This window comes from Motilimonas thetidivivens (assembly GCF_046452435.1).
In the GTDB taxonomy this organism is placed as follows: Bacteria; Pseudomonadota; Gammaproteobacteria; order Enterobacterales; family CBDFNC01; genus Motilimonas.
In genome coordinates this window covers 82,071-101,477 of record NZ_JBKFDK010000010.1, presented here as the reverse complement: position 1 = coordinate 101,477, position 19,407 = coordinate 82,071, and the positions used below count along the sequence as shown (strand labels likewise).

The 19,407-nt window shown below is 45.1% G+C and carries 19 protein-coding genes; 1 reads left to right on the top strand and 18 read right to left on the bottom strand.

The window, feature by feature from the left end:
• Nucleotides 1-5 precede the first annotated feature (5 nt).
• The 6 genes from cysQ to cysG are packed head-to-tail and all read right to left on the bottom strand — an operon-like array spanning nt 6 to nt 6,865.
• A complete protein-coding gene (cysQ, locus tag ACK8OT_RS09685) occupies nt 6-767 on the bottom strand; it encodes a 3'(2'),5'-bisphosphate nucleotidase CysQ (RefSeq protein ID WP_410196309.1) in 762 nt (253 codons plus the stop codon).
• The gene (cysC, locus tag ACK8OT_RS09680) at nt 748-1,350 is read right to left on the bottom strand and encodes an adenylyl-sulfate kinase (RefSeq protein ID WP_410196308.1); all 603 of its coding nucleotides are present in this window, start codon (nt 1,348-1,350) and stop codon (nt 748-750) included. Before cysC ends, cysQ begins: the two co-directional genes overlap by 20 nt.
• Before the next feature lie 21 nt (nt 1,351-1,371).
• Complete coding sequence (locus tag ACK8OT_RS09675) at nt 1,372-3,096, bottom strand: SLC13 family permease (RefSeq protein WP_410196307.1); 1,725 nt, start codon at nt 3,094-3,096, stop codon at nt 1,372-1,374.
• Nucleotides 3,097-3,102: 6 nt separating this feature from the next.
• Nucleotides 3,103-4,524: a sulfate adenylyltransferase subunit CysN gene (cysN, locus tag ACK8OT_RS09670; RefSeq protein WP_410196306.1), complete on the bottom strand. Its 1,422-nt coding sequence runs from the start codon at nt 4,522-4,524 to the stop codon at nt 3,103-3,105.
• A gap of 11 nt (nt 4,525-4,535) precedes the next feature.
• Nucleotides 4,536-5,444, bottom strand: coding sequence for a sulfate adenylyltransferase subunit CysD (gene cysD, locus ACK8OT_RS09665; protein ID WP_410196305.1), 909 nt, complete (start codon nt 5,442-5,444; stop codon nt 4,536-4,538).
• A gap of 11 nt (nt 5,445-5,455) precedes the next feature.
• Nucleotides 5,456-6,865 (bottom strand): siroheme synthase CysG, encoded by a 1,410-nt coding sequence (cysG, locus tag ACK8OT_RS09660; protein ID WP_410196304.1) that lies wholly within the window; start codon nt 6,863-6,865, stop codon nt 5,456-5,458.
• Nucleotides 6,866-7,011: 146 nt separating this feature from the next.
• Here cysG and ACK8OT_RS09655 point away from each other — a divergent pair, with 146 nt between their 5' ends.
• The gene (locus tag ACK8OT_RS09655) at nt 7,012-7,257 is read left to right on the top strand and encodes a hypothetical protein (RefSeq protein ID WP_410196303.1); all 246 of its coding nucleotides are present in this window, start codon (nt 7,012-7,014) and stop codon (nt 7,255-7,257) included.
• Between the two features lie 109 nt (nt 7,258-7,366).
• On the opposite strand, the gene ACK8OT_RS09650 is transcribed toward ACK8OT_RS09655, so the two are convergent.
• From ACK8OT_RS09650 to ACK8OT_RS09595, 12 genes are all read right to left on the bottom strand, one after another.
• Nucleotides 7,367-8,128, bottom strand: coding sequence for a phosphoadenylyl-sulfate reductase (locus ACK8OT_RS09650; RefSeq protein ID WP_410196302.1), 762 nt, complete (start codon nt 8,126-8,128; stop codon nt 7,367-7,369).
• The gene (cysI, locus tag ACK8OT_RS09645) at nt 8,121-9,851 is read right to left on the bottom strand and encodes an assimilatory sulfite reductase (NADPH) hemoprotein subunit (protein ID WP_410196301.1); all 1,731 of its coding nucleotides are present in this window, start codon (nt 9,849-9,851) and stop codon (nt 8,121-8,123) included. The genes ACK8OT_RS09650 and cysI overlap by 8 nt, the downstream gene beginning before the upstream one ends.
• Complete coding sequence (locus ACK8OT_RS09640) at nt 9,851-11,677, bottom strand: assimilatory sulfite reductase (NADPH) flavoprotein subunit (RefSeq protein WP_410196300.1); 1,827 nt, start codon at nt 11,675-11,677, stop codon at nt 9,851-9,853. Before ACK8OT_RS09640 ends, cysI begins: the two co-directional genes overlap by 1 nt.
• 171 nt (nt 11,678-11,848) lie before the next feature.
• On the bottom strand, nt 11,849-12,511 hold the full coding sequence (locus ACK8OT_RS09635; protein ID WP_410196299.1) for a TIGR04219 family outer membrane beta-barrel protein: 663 nt from the start codon (nt 12,509-12,511) through the stop codon (nt 11,849-11,851).
• A gap of 220 nt (nt 12,512-12,731) precedes the next feature.
• Nucleotides 12,732-13,730, bottom strand: coding sequence for a DUF2333 family protein (locus ACK8OT_RS09630; RefSeq protein WP_410196298.1), 999 nt, complete (start codon nt 13,728-13,730; stop codon nt 12,732-12,734).
• A gap of 8 nt (nt 13,731-13,738) precedes the next feature.
• Complete coding sequence (locus ACK8OT_RS09625; RefSeq protein ID WP_410196297.1) at nt 13,739-14,194, bottom strand: copper chaperone PCu(A)C; 456 nt, start codon at nt 14,192-14,194, stop codon at nt 13,739-13,741.
• A 79-nt stretch (nt 14,195-14,273) separates the two neighbouring features.
• Nucleotides 14,274-14,483, bottom strand: a complete 210-nt coding sequence (locus ACK8OT_RS09620; protein ID WP_410196296.1) for an envelope stress response protein PspG — start codon at nt 14,481-14,483, stop codon at nt 14,274-14,276.
• Nucleotides 14,484-14,735: 252 nt separating this feature from the next.
• Nucleotides 14,736-15,230, bottom strand: a complete 495-nt coding sequence (ilvN, locus tag ACK8OT_RS09615; RefSeq protein ID WP_410196295.1) for an acetolactate synthase small subunit — start codon at nt 15,228-15,230, stop codon at nt 14,736-14,738.
• Nucleotides 15,230-16,948, bottom strand: coding sequence for an acetolactate synthase 3 large subunit (locus ACK8OT_RS09610; protein ID WP_410196294.1), 1,719 nt, complete (start codon nt 16,946-16,948; stop codon nt 15,230-15,232). Before ACK8OT_RS09610 ends, ilvN begins: the two co-directional genes overlap by 1 nt.
• Before the next feature lie 402 nt (nt 16,949-17,350).
• Nucleotides 17,351-17,506: a hypothetical protein gene (locus ACK8OT_RS09605; protein ID WP_410196293.1), complete on the bottom strand. Its 156-nt coding sequence runs from the start codon at nt 17,504-17,506 to the stop codon at nt 17,351-17,353.
• 176 nt (nt 17,507-17,682) lie between these two features.
• The gene (locus ACK8OT_RS09600; RefSeq protein ID WP_410196292.1) at nt 17,683-18,786 is read right to left on the bottom strand and encodes an MJ1255/VC2487 family glycosyltransferase; all 1,104 of its coding nucleotides are present in this window, start codon (nt 18,784-18,786) and stop codon (nt 17,683-17,685) included.
• Nucleotides 18,786-19,301 carry a phosphatase PAP2 family protein gene (locus ACK8OT_RS09595; RefSeq protein ID WP_410196291.1) on the bottom strand — a complete coding sequence of 172 codons (516 nt, stop codon included), beginning with the start codon at nt 19,299-19,301 and terminating at the stop codon, nt 18,786-18,788. The genes ACK8OT_RS09600 and ACK8OT_RS09595 overlap by 1 nt, the downstream gene beginning before the upstream one ends.
• Nucleotides 19,302-19,407: the final 106 nt, after the last annotated feature.

Here is a 19,407-nt window from a genome sequence, read left to right as displayed (position 1 = left end):
CTAAACTACTTCACTTCAAAGTAAGGGTTGAGCAGCGATTCTTGATGGTTGTACAGCAAAGGTGAACCATCAAGTTGACAAACCGTTGCGCCAGCTTGTTCAGCAACGCAATGGCCTGCCCCTGTATCCCAGTTCATGGTTGGGCCAAGACGAGGATAAACATGCGCTATCCCTTCAGCCACCATACAAAATTTAAGAGAGCTGCCTACCGGCACCATTTCATAATCATTAAAGCGCTCAAGATAAGCCGCTAAATCAGGGCTTGGATGTGAGCGGCTGCCCACCACCTTAATGGTTTCACCAGCCGCGGGGGCGATCACTTGAAGTTGGCGGGTGGCGCCTTGATGAGTTAAAAATGCGCCTTGCTCATCAGCAAAATACAGCTTATCTAACACAGGTGCGTAAACAACGCCTAGTACCGGTTTGTTGTCGTGGATAAGTGCAATATTGACCGTGAATTCACCGTTTTTCTTGATGAACTCCTTAGTGCCATCGAGCGGGTCAACCAACCAAAACGTGTTCCACTGCTGGCGAGTTTGCCAACTGATGTCTGCCGCTTCCTCTGACAAAATGGGAATATCGGGCGTCAAGGCTTGCAACCCTTTTACGATGATTTGATGAGCGGCTAAGTCTGCTTCCGTTAATGGAGACTCATCCGATTTGGTTTGCACCGCAAAATCACGCTGATAGATATCCATAATGGCAGCGCCTGCAGCCACCGCAATGTCACAGACATCCGCAATAGGTTTATCGATTAATGTAGCCATGTTGCTCCAGGTATTGAATAATTTGTTCTACGGCTTCAGACAAAGGTCGCTCGCCATTCTCTACGGTAATTTCTGGGTTTTGCGGCGCTTCGTAAACAGAATCAATCCCCGTAAAGTTGGTGATTTCACCCGCTCTGGCTTTCTTATACAAACCTTTAGGATCGCGTTGCTCACAAATGTCGAGTGGCACATCAACATAGACTTCGTTGAATTCCCCTTGCGGCAACAATTCACGCACCATTTCGCGCTCAGCGCGATGTGGAGAAATAAACGCAGTAAGGACAATTAACCCAGCATCCACCATAAGCTTAGCGACCTCACCGACACGGCGAATATTTTCTTTGCGATCGTCGTCAGAAAAGCCTAAATCACCACATAAACCGTGACGCACATTATCACCGTCGAGCAAATAAGTATGCACACCCAATTGGTGTAAGCGTTGCTCAACTGCCCCAGCAACCGTGGATTTACCCGCGCCACTTAAACCTGTGAACCACAACACGCACGCTTTTTGTTTTTTCTGCTCGCTGCGAGCTTGCTTATCGATGGCATGTTCATGCCATACTACATTTTCATCTGCCATGGGCATCCTTGTATTAAATCGTTAAAACGGGAAAAGCCAAATGATCATCGACAGTGCGGTCACGGAATACACAATGGAAATCGGAATACCGATACGCAAATAATCCTTCAGCTGATAGTTACCCGCACTGTACACCATTAAATTTGTTTGATAGCCATAAGGCGAGACAAAGCTACAACTGGCCGCAAAAATCACCGCCATAATAAAAGCACTCGGATCAACGCCATAACCGACGGGAATACTGTAGGCAACGGGAAACGCCAGTGCCGCCGCGGCATTGTTAGTGATCAATTCGGTTAGCAGCAAGGTAAATAAGTACACCGCAATCAAGGCACCAATTAATCCCCAATCAGCAAAATAGGTGTGTACAAAATCGCCCATCATCTCAGCTAAGCCGCTACTCGTTAGTAGTTGAGCTAAGGTCAAGGCTGAGCCCACCACGACCCAAATATCAAAAGGAAAACGTCGTTTAACTTCGTTCCAAGTAATAGAGCCAGACACCACACAGCCAATGAGTAGCACCAATAAACCTTTTAATAGCGGCACCATTTCAAATACAGCTAGGCCAATGACAGCGGCGAACCCGAGCATCACACCGCCACTACGATACTTGTCTAAACGGGTGCTGGCATCAACGCCACTGACCACCACGAATTCACGGTTTAAACGCTTAACTTTATAAAAGTCCCGGCCCGGCGCTAATACTAGGGTGTCGCCCTCGCGTAAAATAATATTACCTAAACCGCCTTGCAATGGCGTATGACCGCGGCGGATCGCCACCACCACGGCGTCAAATTCTTCACGAAAATGACACTCTTTAATGCTCTTACCTTTGATCTCTGCGCTGTGGCTGACGATCACTTCGACCAAGTTTTGGCCTTTTAGCTGATTTTCAGCAAATAAATCCAGGCCAGGAAAGTCTTGTAAGATACCCACACTATGCACAGCACCACAAAACAACAAGATGTCATTTTCTGCTAGCACATCGTCAGGGGAAACAGGACAAATTCGTTTACCGCCGCGGATTATTTCCGCTAGGTAAAGCTGTTGCAGGTTACGCAGCTTGTTTTCGGCAACCGTGCGACCAATAAGAGGTGAGCCAGCATTCACTTTGGCTTCAAGAAAATAATCGGCCTCTTCGGGCGCTTCTGCTTGCGTATCAGGCAAAGAAGGACTTAATAGAATCAACATCACTAAGCCAACAGCAAACACCACAACCCCAATCAAGGTAAAATCGAAAAAGCCTAAACTGGGTAAACCGGCATCCATCACAAAGCTATTAACGATCAAGTTAGTCGATGTGCCGATTAAGGTTAACGTACCACCAAATATTGCAAAATAAGAAAGCGGAATTAATAAACGAGAAGGTGGATGGTTACCGTTGCGTTTGATGGCGCCAATCAAAGAGGCCACCACCGCAGTATTATTGGTGAACGACGACAAAAATGCCGTCGACACACCCATTTTAAGTAACACTTGTAGCAAGCTGCCCGTAGACAGTTGCTGGCTGATCCAAGAGATCAGCCGTGTTTTTTCTATCGCCGCTGATATCATCATCAGCAACACCAACACCAATAAAGAGGAGTTGGAAAAATTAGCCATCATGCTCGGTAATTCGATCATTCCGGCTAAGTAGCAAACGATAACGGTGACGCCAAACAGCAGAGCTGGTTTTAACTTAGACGCGATGAGTAGCGTTATCAGTACAGCTAAAACACCTAATATCCCTATCTGGTCTAGCGTCATCTTCCATTACTCCGCTAGCTTACTAATATCAAGCGCTTGCCAATGTGGGAAGTGCTTGCGAACCAAGGCATTGAATTCAAGTTCAAATTCACTGAATTCGTGATTGCTTGCCTTAGCATCGGCCGACTTAGTGATCATACCCGCACCCACCGTCACGTTAGTTAAACGGTCAATCACGATAAACCCACCGGTGTCACGTACATCTTGATATAGATCGAATGCAACTTGCTCTTCAAGCTGTACCACACAAGATGCAATTTCGTTGAGCTCTAGCTGCGTCGCTGACGACTGCTCTAGGGTGTTTACATCAACTTTATAGTTGATGCTTTCAACAAAGCCTGCTGTTTTCTTGCTAGCAAGTTTAAAGTCATACTGACGTCCAGGCACCATGGCATCATCCGCCATCCATACCAAGTTCGCTTCAAATGCGTTACTTAGCTGAGCCTCTGCGCCCGTTTTAACGATAACATCGCCGCGACTAATATCAATTTCGTCTTCCAACGTTAGGGTTACCGCTTGGCCAGCAAATGCACTGTCTAGCTCGCCATCGAACGTCACAATAGATTTAACTTTTGATTTTTTTCCTGATGGTAGCGCAGTGATCGCATCACCTTTAGCAATTTCACCACTTGAAATGGTACCGGCAAAACCACGGAAGTTCAGGTTTGGACGGTTAACATATTGCACTGGGAAACGGAAATCTTGTGCTAGCAATTCACCTTGAACTTGAACTTGCTCTAGGATGCTCAGTAATGGCTCGCCTTGATACCAAGGCATCGCTGGGCTCTTAGAAACCACGTTGTCGCCTTTTAGGGCAGAAAGCGGCACAAATTTAATGTCGCGCTCGCCTAAGCCTTTAGCAAACTCAAGATAATCATTCTTGATTTCTTCATAACGCGCTTCAGAAAACTCAACCAAGTCCATCTTGTTGATCGCCACAACAAAATGTTTAATGCCCAGTAGTGACGCAATAAAGCTATGTCGTTTAGTTTGCGTTAACACGCCGTAACGCGCATCCACTAGGATAACCGCTAGCTCACAGGTAGAGGCACCCGTTGCCATGTTACGAGTGTATTGTTCATGGCCTGGGGTGTCAGCAATAATGAACTTACGCTTAGCCGTTGAGAAATAACGATACGCAACATCAATGGTGATACCTTGCTCACGCTCAGCGGCAAGACCATCAACCAATAGTGCCAGATCTAGCTCTTCACCTGTGGTGCCCATTTTTTGGCTATCAGAATGCAATGATGCAAGCTGATCTTCATAAATCTGCGCGCTGTCGTGCAGTAGACGACCGATTAGGGTACTTTTACCGTCATCCACGCTACCACAAGTTAATAAACGCAATAAACTTTTGTGCTGTTGTTGGTTTAAGTACTCTTCAATACCAACGCTACCAATTTCTTCTGCAATTACCGTATTCATGTTCTGATCCCTTAGAAATAACCTTCGCGTTTTTTCAGCTCCATCGAGGCGGCTTGGTCACTGTCGATCAAACGACCTTGACGCTCACTGGTTTTGGCCAGCAACATTTCTTCGATGATTTCTGTTAACGAACCTGCCTCTGATTCAATTGCCCCTGTCAATGGGTAACAACCTAAAGTACGAAAACGCACTTTCTTCATTTCAGGTACTTCACCAGGCTCAAGTGGCATACGCTCATCATCAACCATGATCAAGGTGCCATCGCGCTCAACAACAGGGCGTTCAGCCGCAAGGTATAAAGGTACGATTTCAATGTTCTCAAGGTAGATGTACTGCCAAATATCTAGCTCAGTCCAGTTAGATAGCGGGAATACACGAATACTTTCGCCCTTGTTCACTTGGCCGTTATAGGTGCGCCAAAGTTCAGGGCGTTGGTTCTTTGGATCCCAACGGTGGTTCTTATCACGGAACGAGTAAACACGCTCTTTAGCACGTGATTTTTCTTCATCACGACGTGCACCGCCAAATGCCGCATCAAACTTATACTGATTTAACGCTTGCTTAAGACCTTGGGTTTTCATGATGTCGGTGTGTTTTGAACTGCCGTGTACAAACGGATTGATGTTCATCGCTAACCCTTCTGGGTTTTTATGAACAAGCAGGTCAAAACCGTATTTTTCCGCCGTGCGATCGCGAAATTCAATCATCTCTCTAAACTTCCATGTGGTATCCACATGCAGTAAAGGAAACGGGATCTTACCTGGATAAAATGCTTTACGGGCAAGATGCAGCATCACAGATGAGTCTTTACCGATTGAGTACATCATCACAGGGTTGTCGAACTCGGCAGCCACTTCACGAATAATGTGGATACTCTCAGCTTCCAACTGTTTAAGGTGTGTTAACCTTTGTTGGTCCATTTTCTACTCCGTTAGGCAAGATTAACTAAAGTTTGGGCGTCGGCATTAGGCGATTGCTCACCAAACCAACTTAGCTTGTCAGCTAAACTCACAACTTCACCAACGATGATCAAAGCAGGTGGTTGCACCGTCTTCGCCATTTCTGGTAGCTGTTCAAGTTGCCCGGTAATAACGTGTTGATCGACCCGCGTCCCTTTTGACACGATAGCCACAGGCGTAGCTGGGCTACGGCCATTCAACGTTAAGTTTTGGCAAATTTTTTCTGCTTGCAACAACCCCATGTAAAACACCGTGGTTTGATGCTCGCGGGCAAGGCTAGACCAATCTATTGGCTGGCCTTGCTCTTTACAATGCCCAGTCACAAACGTCACCGACTGCGCATAATCTCTATGAGTTAGTGGGATACCGGCATAACTAGCACACCCTGATGCTGCGGTCACCCCCGGCACGACCTGAAAATCAATGCCGTGCTCTACCAGCACTTCTAATTCTTCACCGCCGCGACCAAAGATAAACGGATCGCCGCCTTTTAAGCGCACTACTTTATTGCCTTGCTTGGCATACTTCACCAACAGCTCATTGGTGGTTTCTTGGATCACGCTATGGCGGCCCGCTTCTTTACCTACATTGACCAACTGAGCATCTCGGCGCACTAAGGCCAAGGTCTCTTGTGAAACCAGTTGGTCATAAAGCACCACATCGGCTTGTTGCATTAATTGCAGCGCTTTTAAGGTGATCAATGATGGATCGCCTGGACCTGCCCCGACTAAAGCAACCTCACCCGTGACATTAAAGTCGGCTAATTGCTCATTCATTAGCTCACGAGCTTGATTTTCCTTACCTTTAGTAAGTAACCCCGCAACCGCGCCTGCATTGAAAATTTGTTCCCAATAACGGCGACGCCCCTCAACCGTCGGCAGCACTTGCTGTACTTTAGCTCTAAATTCACCAGCAAGGCGCGCTAAGGGACCTAAATGATTAGGCAGTAAGGCTTCTAGTTTGGCGCGGATCAAGCGTGCTAATACCGGGGTCGTACCACCACTTGAGACGGCGACCACTACCGGTGAACGATCAACCACCGAAGGTAAAATAAAACTGCCAGCATCGGGTGCATCAACAACATTAGCAAAAATGCCTTTTTCGTCGGCATCTTTGGCAACCTGCAGGTTCACCTTAGCATCGTTTGTTGCCGCTATCACCAACCAAGCGCCGGTTAAGCTGTCACTTTGATATGCTTGGCGGATTAAGGTCAAATTAGGATCTGTTATTGCAGTTAGCTCGGCGCAAAATTCGCTCGAATGAACGACTACATTTGCCTTTGCTTTCAATAAATAGTGCACTTTTCTCAAAGCAACACTTCCACCACCAATCACAAGGCATAAACGCTGTTCAAGTTTTGTGAAAATGGGCAAATAATCCATATTGACGTCCTTACTACTTAGGCCTGCAACTATAATTTGAGATCTATATCCCGTAAAATAATATAAATGACTTCTTTATTCCTTAATGGAATAAAAACACTATTTTTTATAATCTGATATCCACTAAGAATGTAAGGATTTTACCTGTGACCGACCTGCTACACCATGTAAATCAGTGGCATTGGCTGGCTTTTTCGTTACTGATGCTTCTGCTAGAGCTTGGCAAATTAAAAGGCTGGTCATTTGTAGTCGGGGCCGCAGCGTTTTTTGTTGGCTTAACCATGCACTTTGAAGCCATTGCTTGGCAATTTCAGTGGGCATTGTTCTTTATTGGCACCATAATTTGTGGCTTTATCAGGACGCTGGTGCTCAATATGAAAACATCCGCTTAATAAGCCTAGTAGCATTAAGCAAATTTTCGCTATTTCCCCGTCACTTTTTTAGCCATAAAAAAAGCGCCTCACGGCGCTTTTGGCAAAATGGCTTAGTTAGATACCTTGGTCAGATACCACTGCCATCCACTTCGGTATCTACCTCATGCAGACCACATTCACGTTTTAAACCGAAAAAGCGTGTTTCTTCTTCCGTCATCCCCGCTTCCAGTGGACGAGATGTTTGCACATCCCCTACCGAAACATAACCTTGATCCCATAATGGGTGATAAGGCAAATCAAAGTCTTTCAGGTAGTAGTGCACGTCTTTGTTAGTCCAATCTATGATTGGCAAAAACTTAAAGCAGCCATTTTGAATACTCAGCACAGGTAGCCCTTCACGGCTAGAAGACTGGCTACGACGTAAACCCGAGAACCAAGTTTTAACCTTTAGCTCTTTCAGCGCACGCTTCATTGGCTCTACTTTATTGATTTGGTTGTAGCGGGTGATCCCCTCTACGCCCTGCTCCCAAAGCTTGCCATAACGCGCTTCTTGCCAAGCTGGGCTTTGCATTGCGCGGTACACCTTAAGGTTTAATCCTAAGCGCTCGGTTAGCTCATCAATAAACTGATAAGTCTCTGGGAATAAATAACCCGTGTCGGTCAAGATAACCGGTGTTTCTTGACGTTCGCTGCTGATCATATGCAATAACACAGCGGCTTGAATACCAAAGCTAGAAGACAGAGCAAACTCGCCTTCTAGATTGGCAAAAGCCCATTGCACACGCTCAACTGCCGTCATTTTGTCTAGTTGAGCATTGACCTCAGCAAGCGCTAAAGCGCGCTCGGCTGGGTTTAGCTCAAGTAGTGCAGCTAAGTCTAAATTAGGCATAGAAATCCCGTGATGCAATTACAACTTCTTCGACAATACCGACGCGGATGGTAAAATCACCAAAGCCTTCGTTTGGTAGACGCTCCGTCGCCCAGCGACCAATTAAGCCATCAAGTTCATCAAGAATTTGGGCTTCATCCGCATTCTCAATATACATTTTTGGAATACGCGTACCTTCACGGTTACCGCCCAGCAGTATGTTGTACTTACCTGGACCTTTACCGACTAGGCCAAATTCAGCTAGCGCAGCTCGGCCACAACCATTTGGACAGCCCGTTACACGTAGCACTAAGTGCTCATCGGCAACACCATACTTATCTAGCATGGCTTCAACTTCAGTTACCAAACCAGGAAGGTAGCGTTCAGCTTCGGCCATCGCCAACGGACACGTTGGGAAAGACACACAAGCCATCGAGTTTTCACGCTGCTTGCTTAAGTCTTCGGTTTTTAAACCATGCTCAACGGCTAATTGCTCAATCTGCGCTTTATCTTCTTCCGCGACACCCGCAATGATCAGGTTTTGGTTAGCGGTTAGACGAAAATCACCCTTGTGCACTTTCGCTATTTCACGCATACCGGTTTTCAGTGGCTTGCCTGGGAAGTCTAAAATACGACCGTTTTCGATAAACAAGGTTAGGTGCCACTTGTTATCGATACCTTTGATCCAGCCAATGCGATCGCCGCGATATTCAAACTTGTAATCTTCACTTGGCGCAAACTTGATACCACTGCGGCCTTCAACTTCTGCTTTAAATGCTTCAACGCCAACACGCTCAAGAGTGTATTTGGTTTTAGATAAATGACGGTCGCAGCGGTTACCCCAGTCGCGTTGTACGGTCACAATCGCTTCGGCAATCGCAATCACGTCTTTTTTAGCAATAAAACCAAAGTCATCGGCTTTACGCGGATGAGTGCGCTTGTCGCCATGGGTATGACCTAGGCCTGCACCCACTAGCACGTTGTAACCAATTAGCTCACCATCACGCACGATAGCCACAAAGCTGATATCGTTGGCGTGTACGTCGATGTCGTTTTGCGGCGGCATAACAAATGCGATTTTGAACTTACGCGGCAAGTAAACATTTGAATACAAAGGCTCACTTTCTGCTTCGTTACTCGCCACTTTTTCGCCATTTAACCAAAGATCAGCAAACCCCTTGGTATTGGGTAAAAAGTGCTCACTGGTTTGTTTTGCCAGCTCGTACATCTCGGCGTGGAATTCAGATTCCACCGGATTAGAAGTACATAGGGTATTACGGTTTACGTCACCCGCGGTAAAGATAGAGTCGATACCGACTTCGTCTAGACCTTGGAAAATCGGACGTAAGTTACGCTTTAAAATACCGTGGTATTGGAAGGTTTGACGCGTGGTCAAACGAATGCTGCCTACCATGGTGCGCTCTTGCGCATATTTATCAATTTGTAGCCATTGCTCAGGGGTACAAATACCACCTGGCATACGAGCACGTAATAAGAAGCTATGACGAGGATCTAGCTTTTGCTTTTTACGCTCAGCGCGCAGATCGCGGTCATCTTGTTGGTATAAACCATGGAACTTGATTAGCTGAATATCATCTGGGCTAAAGCCACCGTAAACTTGATCGTCAAGGGCTTCGGCTATTGTTCCACGTAGGAAATTACTTTCCGTTTTAATGCGTTCGTTGTCTGATAACGCGCGTCCATCTAGGCTGTTGTCTGGACTTGGTTTAGGCTCATAGCTCATTAGTATACATCCCTCTGATAACGCTTAGCACGACGTAACTCACTTACGTATTCTTCGGCTTCTTCGAAGCTCTTATTACCTTGCTCTTGAACAATTTTCACCAAGGCATCATTCACATCTTTGGCCATACGGTTGGCGTCACCACAAATGTAGAAATGCGCGCCTTCTTCCAGCCATTGGTAAACTTCTTTGGCATTTTCTAATAAACGATGCTGAACGTAGACTTTCTCTTCTTGGTCACGAGAGAAAGCAACGTGCATTTTGGTTAATAAACCTGAATCTAAATAGTTGCGCCATTCAACTTGGTATAGGAAGTCTTCAGTAAAGGTTTGATCACCAAAGAACATCCAGTTCTTACCATTCGCACCTTGAGCATCACGCTCTTGCATAAAGGCTCTAAACGGCGCCACACCTGTACCTGGCCCAACCATGATCACTGGCGTTTCAGGGTTAGCTGGTAGGCGGAAGTTATCATTGTGCTCAACAAACACCTTCACTTCACCACCCTCTTCTAGGCGTTTTAAGAAGCCCGTTGCTCCGCCGCTGCGAGGCTCGCCCTGTTCATTCTCAAACTCAACCATGCCTACAGTTAGGTGCACTTCTTCATCCACCTCGGCTTGGCTTGACGCAATAGAGTATAAACGCGGGGTAATGCGACGTAACATAGCAATCAGCTGCTCAGCGGTGACCGCTACATTTTTCTTCACGGCTAAAATGTCTAGGATCTGGTGGCTGTTTGCGTATTCGCGTGCAGCGGCTTTATCGGCTGCAATTTTCGCTAGCTTCTTACTGCCCGATAGCTCTGCGTACTTCTCCACAAAACCAGGGTAAGATTGCGTTAGCTCGAAGTGTTTGATTAACGCTTCGCGGATAGACACCTTGTTACCGTCAACATCAACTTCTTCAGAGCCCGTTAGGCCTACCTGAGCTAAAACTTGCTCAACTAAAGCAGGATCGTTTTCAAACCAAACGCCTAAGGCATCACCGGCGCGATATTGAATACCCGAATCTTCTAAAGAAATTTCAAAATGACGCACGTCTTTTTGTGAATTTCTACCGGTAATTTTTTGGTTGGTTGATAAGGTTGCGGTATATGGATTTTTCTTATCGTATTGGCTAGCCGCTAGCGGCGCAGGAGCCGCAAAACCGGCTGCCGGCGCTGCAACAGCACTAGCTGCGGATAAAGTTTCAACAACCAGTTTAAGGGCTTTATCGCCCCACTCTTTAGCTGGACCTTCGTAATCAACATCACAGTCAATACGTTCAAGGAAACTAGATGCGCCAGTAGCTGCTAAACGCTCGTCAAAGTCCTTACCGGTTTGACAGAAGAACTCATAGCTAGAATCACCCAGCGCTAATACGGCGTATTTCAGATCAGCTAGTTTAGGCGCTTTTTTCGAGCCTAGGAATTCGTGTAATTCAGCTGCATCATCCGGCGCTTCACCTTCACCATTGGTACTCACAACGATAATAAGGTGGGTTTCACTCTTAAGATCTTTTGGCTTGTAGTTAGCCATCGATTTTAGTTGCACTGGCAAGCCTTGTGCTTGCGCACTCGCAGCTAGCTCTTCAGCAACACCTTTGGAGTTACCGGTTTGCGAGCCATAAAGCACAGTAAGCTGGCCAGCAGGGGCTGCACTAACAGCACTCGTGGCCACCGCACCAGCAGTGGCAACAACACCTGCCCCACCTTGGCTAATTCCTGATAAGTATCCACTGACCCAAGCAAGTTGGTTTGGATTTAACTCAGCGATTGCCTGGCGCAACTGATTAAGCTGTGCATCTGACAATGGGCTGGTTAACGAAGAGAGTTCCTTTAACAGCATGGCTATTGATTCCACTATCCCAATATGAATTGCGAGACAGTGTACTGGCTAGGAAGAATAACAACAAAGAATAAATAGGGATTTTTTATAATAAAATGGAATAAGAAAAAGATTCCTAATAATGTCCATATAGGGAGGCTAAACCTCCCCACAAGCAACAACTTAAGTCACTTAAAAATTGACTGCTAAGCCGACAAAAACACCGCTGTAGTCGGATTTTAGCTTAGCCCCATCCTTAAGTTTAATATCTTGATAGCGGTAGCCGCCACGCAAAGTGATAGGTAGCATGCTCTCTGCCTTCAAGGTATATCCCACGCCTACAAGTGCATCCGACGCTTTATCATCGGTTACCGCTGCGCCCGATAGCTCAGAAAAGACACTTATGCCCGTATTGGGTACATGGAATTTAGCTGCACCATAGAGTAAAGGTATGGTACTGCTTAATCCCTTATTCGAAACGGTATGTAAATCACCATCGATGAATTTGAGGCTGGCACCTAAATCAATTTCGAACAACCCATTATCAAACACTTGATAATATAAGGTGGCATCGAAGCTATTTAGGTTTAAGGTCACATCACTGGTTGATGAACTGCCTTTAGTATCAAAATCCGCAAACGAAAGTTTGAGATTAGGCAGCATAATAATGCCGTGTTCAATGGCAACATAACCATTGAGTCGCCAGTCATTTTTTAAGCTAAGAGAATCACTGTTAAGGTGGCCATCTACATCGGGCTTGGTTAAATCGAGTCCCGCAAAAATCCCCCAATCATCTGCCAATACAGGCTGTGAAACGGCGACCAATAGCAGGCCAGCGGTTAAGTGTTTTTTCATTTGATACTCTTTAGGTTATGATTTGCCACGTATTGTATCGAGGAAAACACGTCGGGCAATCTCAAAACCAGCAAAGCCTAAGAGTTTTATATTTTATATACCCAAAACATCTCATGATGCGGGATCCATAGCCCGCAATATATTGATAATTTTCAGATCTACCAAAAACAGCGGCGCCCAATATGGCGCCGCTGAAAAAGCGTGTTAATGATGAAACAAATTAGCCTTTGGTTAATAGCTCAGTTAAATCGATAACCGCAGCATTCGCCCGAGAAATATAATTCGCCATCACCAGTGAATGGTTAGCCATCACGCCAAAGCCACTGCCATTTAAAATCATTGGGCTCCACACCGTTTCTTGAGTTTCTTCCAACTCTCGAATGATCTGTTTAACACTGATTTCGGCATTCTTTTTCGCAAGCACACCTTTAAAATCAACCTCAACGGCTTTCATTAAGTGCAGTAAAGCCCAGCTGGCTCCGCGCGCTTCATAAAAAACATCATCGGTTAAAAACCAAGAGGTTTTAACCACTTCTTCCTCTGGCATATAAGTGGATTGCTGTGCTGAGCTATCGCCCGCTAAACCATCATTGATAATGTTGCGACCGACACTGGCACTTAATTTCTGAGATAGGCTACCTAAGCGACTTTGCACTTCCTTTAACCAAGCAGCAAGGTTATCAGCGCGAGCATAAAACTGCACATCCGGTTGATCAGGATCGGCTAACCGTGCGCGGTAACGATATAACGCTTCGATCGCTTCACGGTATTCCGCCTCAGCACTAGGCAAGTGCCAGCTCTTACTATCGATATTAAACTTAGGCTGAGCAATTTTTAAGTCTTTATCTTCAACCGATTGGCTTTGCGAGCGGCTAAAATCCTTACGCATAATTAATGAGAAATCACGAACTTGCTCTAACGCACCTAACTCCCATGCCGGCATATTGTCCATGAAAAGTCCAGGCGGTACCACGTCATTACTAAAGTAACCACCTGGCTTGTCTAATAAGGTTTCAGCAACCAAAATTAATGTGGTCGTCGTGGTGTACCCCACTACAGGTTTTTTTCCTTCGTTGTTAGCATCTTGCTTGGCCTTGGCCACTAGCTCAGATACTTCCATTACGGCGGGTTCGCTACTCCAATAGACAGAAACGCCATAACCCAAGACAAAAATAATAGCGAGTACAGCCAACACGCGTTTGCTTGTTATATATTCCATGGTTTACCTTAATGGTCGTGATTCATTTTGGCAGGCTTGCCATTAATTGACTTAACTGGCGCGGTAAATGAAACCGTTTCGCCTGAAGCAAAAGTCAGGGTAAATGCCACCTCCTGACCTTCTTTAAGGGGTGCATTGATGCCCATGAGCATAATATGTAAGCCACCCGGTTGCAGCGAAACGGTTTCCATTGCTCCCACTTCAATGGACTCAACTTGGCGCATTTTCATCATACCATCAGCCATGATGTGATTATGCAGCTCGACCTTTTTTGCCACATCACTGCTCGCGGCAACCAGTGAGACAGCTTCATTGCTATGATTCATCAGCTGTAAGAAGGCCGCACTATTTTGTGCATTAGGTGGAGTGGCGCGTACATAAGCATCTTGGATCATCATCTGCGCTTGCGCCAAACCTGACATGAACACTAAACCTAACACACTTAAAGAAAGTAACTTTTTCAATTGAATATCCTTAAAAAACCATAGCGGTACAATCAATTTAATCTAAAGCCAAGTTGAGCTCAAGGTTTGAAACACCCTGTTATAGAGATTTGCAGCGTTTCTCGCTCACTAACCAGTAGATTAATCCAGCTAACAACAACCAAGGAGCCCATTGGATCAGCACACCGATTGCACCAAAGATCAACATCAATGCCAAGGTAATCATTAAAACAGTAACACACCCTAGCAAGGTAAAGCCTGTTAACGCCATCGCCCCAATAACCAATAACAAACCTATTAACTCAAACATATGACCTCCATTAAACACCTTAATAAATCAATTGAGTTTGATATATCAAGAAACAGGCCAACTTTAAAAAACAACTAAACCAATGATAATTATAGAAAAGAATTCACCACCCAAACAACAAATAAAAAACATGGTCAAATTAACCAACAATAAAAGCCAATTTAACCACACTTCATTAGACATAAAAAAGCCAAGCACTTTGGCTTGGCTGGAAATATTGCTAGCTAACGTTTGCTTAACTAATTTACCTTACTAAGGACGCAGCGCTCGCTCTCCGCGGGCAATCCCACAAACACCGGAGCGCACCACTTCCACTATCTCGGTCGCTTCACCCAAGGCGGCAATAAAAGCATCTAATTTCTCCGTGGTGCCGCTAAGTTGCACCGTATAAAGGCTTTGAGTCACATCAACAATTTGGCCACGGAAGATATCGGCATTACGTTTTACTTCATCACGTTTACTGCCCGTCGCTTTAACTTTGACCAACATTAATTCACGTTCAATGTGGGCGCCATCTGTGAGCTCACACACCTTTAACACATCCACTAACTTATGCAGTTGTTTTAGGATTTGCTCAATTTTACGCTCATCAGCATGGGTTGTAATCGTCATACGCGATAAGGTTGGGTCGTCGGTCACCGCCACGGTTAACGATTCAATGTTGTAACCACGCTGCGAAAACAAACCTACAACTCTTGATAATGCGCCGGCTTCGTTTTCAATTAAGATAGACAGGATACTGCGCATTAGGTTCTCTCCGTTTTACTTAAAAACATATCTTGCATACTGCCGAATTTGATTTGCATCGGATATACATGCTCCTCGGGGTCAACCGCGATATCAAGGAACACCAAACGATCTTTCATCGCGAATGCTTTTTCAAGGGCTGGCTCTAGCTCCTCAGGCTTATCTACGCGAATACCAACATGGTGGTAAGCCTCTGCCAGTTTGACAAAATCAGGCACCGAGTCCATGTAAGAATGCGATTGACGCCCTTCATAGAACATTTTCTGCCATTGCTTAACCATGCCGAGTGAACGGTTATTCAACGAAATAATCTTCACCGGAATGTTGTATTGCATACAAGTTGATAGCTCTTGGATATTCATTTGAATTGAGCCATCACCGGTAATACAGGCCACTTCTTCATCAGGAAGCGCCACTTTACAGCCCATTGCAGCAGGAAAACCAAAGCCCATGGTGCCAAGACCACCTGAGTTGATCCACTGACGCGGCTTCTTAAACGGGTAATACAAGGCGCCAAACATCTGATGCTGCCCCACATCTGACGTGATAATGGCATCACCTTTAGTCACTTTATAAAGCGCTTCAATTACTTGTTGTGGCTTGATCACCGTATCCGATTTTTCATATACCAAACATTCACGGGCGCGCCATGTATCAATTAACTGCCACCAAGGAGACAAATCTTCTTGCTCCTTAAGGGCATCCATTTCACTCATCATTTCTTGCATTTGACGCAAAACCACGTCAACCGAGCCAACAATGGGAATATCCGCATTAATGATTTTAGAAATTGAGGTGGGGTCTATATCAATATGCATTATGGTGGCATTGGGACAGAACTTGTCTACTGCGTTGGTTACGCGATCATCAAATCGTGCCCCCACCGCAAAAATCAAATCTGAATTATGCATAGCCATATTAGCCTCGTAGGTACCATGCATACCAAGCATGCCCAATGACTGTTTATGGGTGCCCGGAAATGCACCTAAGCCCATTAAGGTAGTCGCTACGGGTAAATTACATTGCTCAGCTAACTGGATAACATCCTTTGATGCTTCGGCGTTAATCGCACCACCACCAACATATAAAACTGGACGTTTGGCTGCCATCAAGGCTTTCACCGCACGTTTTATTTGCCCTTTATGGCCACTTAACGTGGGGTTATAAGAGCGCATGTGTACCGATTCAGGATATTGATACGGGAATTTTAGCTTGGGATTTTGTACATCCTTTGGTAAGTCGACTACGACTGGACCAGGGCGACCGGTGGCAGCTAAATAGAAAGCTTTTTTGATGGCAATGGGAATATCTTCGGCTTTTTTACACAAGAAACTGTGCTTAACCACAGGTCTTGATACACCAATCATATCGGTTTCTTGGAAGGCATCATCACCGATAAAGCCAGTTGGCACTTGTCCCGATAATACAACCATCGGAATCGAATCCATGTAGGCAGTGGCGATACCGGTAATACAGTTAGTGGCTCCTGGGCCTGATGTCACTAACACACAGCCAACTTTGCCTGTCGCACGGGTATAACCATCAGCCATATGGACTGCGGCTTGCTCATGGCGCACGAGAAAATGCTCAATATCGCTGCATTGGAATAGCGCATCATAAATATCTAATACGGATCCACCTGGATACCCGAAAATATGCTTAACGCCCTCGTCCTGCAATGATCTGATCACCATTTCAGCACCCGACAACATTTCCATAAGCCCTCCCGTCTGAGTTTATGATTTCACTTAATAAATAGATTGAGGCCTTTGATAAGGATCAAATGGCAATAGTGCCCGCCAGTGTAATAATTTTTTCCTTTACACGTCTATGCTTTTTTAATAATTAGCTACAAAAAGTAACTAATTATCATCGGCTCGAAATTCCACCCATCTACCCACCTAACTCTGAAGTATGTATGTTCAAGTCGATAGGGAGCAAATTAGGGATGGCTAACTTAGGCGTTTACAGGTGATTGGAAAGACAAAAAACAAAGGGCCGTATAACGGCCCTGATAACACATAACTATTCATTCGCAATAACTCAGCTAAACACAACCGAAACCACTTATCTAATACAAAAAATCCATTGCAACGCAGAGCTCAGCTTTATTGCTATTGCTATTGCTCTGGCACTTCCGGCTCCGATAGCCAAATCGAATGGTTTGGGTCTAACTCTTCTGAAACTGAAATACTAACGCCCATATCACGAAGCTCTTCCAGTGTTAGATTGTCAGCTAACGTCATCACTTCGCCGTTTTCATTACTAAATTGCATAAAGCACCCCTATATAACTAAAGTATCACCCTTAAAGAATGGCACATACTGCCCATCTTGCCATCCTCAATACCTTGCTACTTATAACCTTTTAAGCTTTAGTGATAATTTTAATAACTAAGCCCAAGAAAGGAGCCTTATAATCCGCACTCAATTAGCCAAAGTTTAGTTAAAGATTAGCCACGTAGAGCGATATCCCAAGCTAAAGAAGCCGATTTATTGGCACTTTGCTCAGGCAATTGATCTAACACATTTTCAGGAAAAACCGTTGCGCACCATAACGAATCTACTAATTGCTGAAAATCTTGCTCGCGGCCACCCTTTATCCAAAGGGCAAGCGCCTTAGCCACATCAGGAAAGCGCACCTTACCCGCGCTTTCACTCGGTAACCAAGCCGCCACTTCCGCTTGCTCTAATCCATTCATTTTAGTCGCTAGCCCCATCATTTCTAAGGTCGCTACGTTCGACTGTTGCTCAAATTGGCCACGCAATGGCTTTAATAACATTTTTTTCCCAAGCTGCATCGCTTCCGACGGCAGCTCAAAGCCACCATTAGCAATCACGCCCGCACAATCATGTAAATCACGCTGAAACTTATCGCGACTCAATCGACAAATAGTGACATTTTCAACTTGTTGATCTTCTGCATCGGGGTGGTAGCAGTAAAATTGATGGGTAGAAAAACGTCTCAATAAATCAACTACCTGAGGGAGTGATTCAAAAGGAAGATAGACTAATATTTTATTATCTATTTGCTGATCACTTGAAAGAATATCCACAATCGGCGGCAAAATAGGGCTGCCAAAGTGATACCAATGCACGCCTATTGCATGCTGTGTAGGTGCAAAATACTTCATCAACAGCGCATTAGCCATATTGAAGTCCACCTTGGGCACAGGATAACGAAACGCATTTTGGTGAGATAAGCCAATTGTCGCCACCCCCTTACGCTTAGCAGCCCAAGCCGATACAGGCTCAAAATCATTGATCACTAAATCATAGTCTTGAACGTTAAGCTGGCGAATATCACGAAAAAACTGACGCGGCTGGCTTTGCAATAGGGTTTTAACTGGATTTATTTTGCCATTGGCAGAATTAAAAGTAAGCCCAGAACAAGCTTGATATTGACCAAAGGGGGCCATATCAAAGTAACCTTGGGGATCTCGCCCAGTAAAGAGATAGTCTACCTCTAAGCCAACGTCACTCAAGGCTTTTGACATTTTTCGTGCCCGAGTGATATGCCCATTTCCCGTGCCCTGCACGCCATAAAGAATTCGCATTAAAATGCTCCAGTAAGCCAAAAAGTTAAATAGGCAAATCCAACACCCAAGCCTGCCCCGACCAAAATATCACTCACAAAATGAACCCCCAGTAACACACGTGAAATGGCTACACCACTGGCCCAAATAAATACATAAGCAAACAACAAGGGGTAAAACCAAGCCAACTGGGTTGCCATTAAAAAAGCGGCCGCACTGTGGCCAGAAGGCAAACTGTATTGGTCTGAGGGTTTTATAAAACAAGGTAAATTAGTCGGTCTGTTTCGCTTAAATAAACGCTTTAACAACATGTATATAGGCAGCCAAAGCGTAAAACTAAATAAGCAAGTGCCGAAAAAAACGGCTCCCGAATCAGGCTCAAAACATAACAGCAGTAAACCAACTAAAAAATACAAATGACCATCACCGGTACGCGAAATACCCTTGCAAAAAAATGCTACTTGACGGTTAAATCGATGCGCTAAGCAATAGTTTGAAAGCGCATAATCAATTGCTGCAATGCCTTGTAATTTCATCCACAGCTCACATTTCTATCAATTTACTCAATAGTAGAAACAGGCTATGACAGTAAAGTGACGAAACGAGGGCATATTGATGACACAGTGCCAGCAAACTCAAATT